This is a genomic window from Nostoc flagelliforme FACHB-838 (assembly GCF_014698065.1).
In the GTDB taxonomy this organism is placed as follows: Bacteria; Cyanobacteriota; Cyanobacteriia; order Cyanobacteriales; family Nostocaceae; genus Nostoc; species Nostoc flagelliforme_B.
Genome location: NZ_JACJSI010000678.1, coordinates 1 through 1,922, shown reverse-complemented (window position 1 = coordinate 1,922; position 1,922 = coordinate 1). Strand labels below are relative to the sequence as shown.

Here is a 1,922-nt window from a genome sequence, read left to right as displayed (position 1 = left end):
CTTTGGGTTTTTCTAAACTTCAATCTATTATTTATAACCTCACCAGTTCAATTTTTATTTTCCTGACTCACCCTGATTTCTACTTTTCCTCTGCCTAGAGTGACAAATGAGGGTTAGAGCTACCCTATCCTGATCAAGCAGCACAAATGGGCAAAGGAAGGTTTTCTTACCTCGTGGAAGGATAAATAATTTTTATTTAAGTGCCTGATTCCAAGATGACGACATCGGCTTGACTAATTTCGTCTCTGGCCTTCAAACCAATCTCTCGAGGGATACTTACTTTGTATGACCTCTAGACCCGTGCGTTGAGTGTTGGGGTTAGCAGACCACATAGCGTTGACTGCAATTTATAGCCTTGCAAAAATGCGTGTACTGCTCCCACGAAATAATCACCATCAGAGTAGTCTAGGCGGACTAGGTAAACTCGATTTTTGTCTTTGTAGAAGGTATTTTCTAACTCACTGGCTTTTTGATAATCGGGGTGTTCTTCAGTCAAGTAGGTAATTTTTGGTTTGTTGGGCTAACTGAATCCTCGGAAAAGCCGCTCTTGCACGATATCAAGTGGCTTCTATCCTGCATGAATTTGTTTTACTTATACCAGGAGTGTTAATCTTTAGTGATTCCTCAACCTATCATAATTTGAGTCGTAAACCTGGTAACAAGTATTCATTTCCCTGTTACCAGGTTTTACAAGTGCGATGGCGCACTCGCCCGCCGTAGGTAATCGCAAATTAGAATCATTTTCTAGGAAATTAAAATATGCAAAACCAAGACCAAGAGCACGAAAGCTTTGTTAAAGAACAAGGTTATTTTCTTCAAGAAGAAAGCAATATTGACAATCAAGACATTGATTTATCATTGGTTTCTCTAAGAATCGCTTTAAAAGCTTACTTCTCTACCTATCAGTGTTTTAAAGGTCTACTATCTAATGTAAAAAGCACTAAAGACATACGAGATATTTATACTTTTGAAAAACAAAGGACATCTTATCACGAAGAATATGCAAAATGTATATTTCACTTCCATCATTTTGCAGAATTAGTTTTAATAAAGCTTTTAAGTATTAATGGACAGGATATATTTAAACATTCAACTGATAACAAGATTCCAGATGAGTGGAAACAGACAATTGCCTTTAATGTTTCTTTAAAAACTTTAGTAGACTATATTGAAAGTAAACCTCAAAATTATCAACACTTAGAGTTTGTGCTGAACAATAAGGAAATGCTTAAAAGACTAAACCTTTTAAGAAATAAAGTTTGGCATCGGGGCTTATACATTCTTTATTATGAAAAATTAGACGAGTTTATTGGAAAGGATGTTCTTCCGTTTATTGTATCAGTAACAGAACATCAAGCATATGCTTCTTATACAAAGTGGAAATACAAAAAATTAGCGTGTGAGATAGATCCAATAACTGAGATTATTAATCAATTTAAGTATCAATCTTATAATATGGAAAAAGTTGCTTTCATCAAAGAGTTAGGTAGAGCAGCTTATAATAATCCGTTGTTAGAGATTCATAATCCATTATGGAAAGCTGAGTCGCTCAAAGGACATTTTATTTATCAAAAAACAGAGCATGAAAATAAAGCGCTATTCCTTTATCAAAACAATAACGAATCTAAAATATGTAAATGTCCGGTCTGTGATGCTAATTCTCTATTGATTTACAAAGATGCAGATTATGAACTAGATGAAAATGGGGAAATTGAAAATTTATCTTTTTATCCTTACATGATTAAGTGTGAATGTTGTTCATTTGAGTTACATACTGACATTGAGAATGCTAGTAAATATGAAATTAAGGAAATAATAGATTACTGGGTATAGTAAAAAATATGATTCAGTATCACCAGTACCTTTGATTCCACGTAGGGGTTCAGTTAGGTCGAGGGGGAGATAATACTCCCCCTCGACCT

General features: G+C 34.5%; 2 protein-coding genes. One reads left to right on the top strand and one right to left on the bottom strand.

Annotation, left to right across the window (positions count from 1 at the left end):
* Nucleotides 1-292: 292 nt before the first annotated feature.
* A complete protein-coding gene (locus H6G97_RS50605) occupies nucleotides 293-496 on the bottom strand; it encodes a hypothetical protein (RefSeq protein ID WP_190947719.1) in 204 nt (67 codons plus the stop codon).
* Between the two features lie 263 nt (nucleotides 497-759).
* On the opposite strand from H6G97_RS50605, the gene H6G97_RS50600 reads away from it, so the two are divergent.
* Nucleotides 760-1,833 (top strand): hypothetical protein, encoded by a 1,074-nt coding sequence (locus H6G97_RS50600; RefSeq protein ID WP_190947718.1) that lies wholly within the window; start codon nucleotides 760-762, stop codon nucleotides 1,831-1,833.
* Nucleotides 1,834-1,922 lie beyond the last annotated feature (89 nt).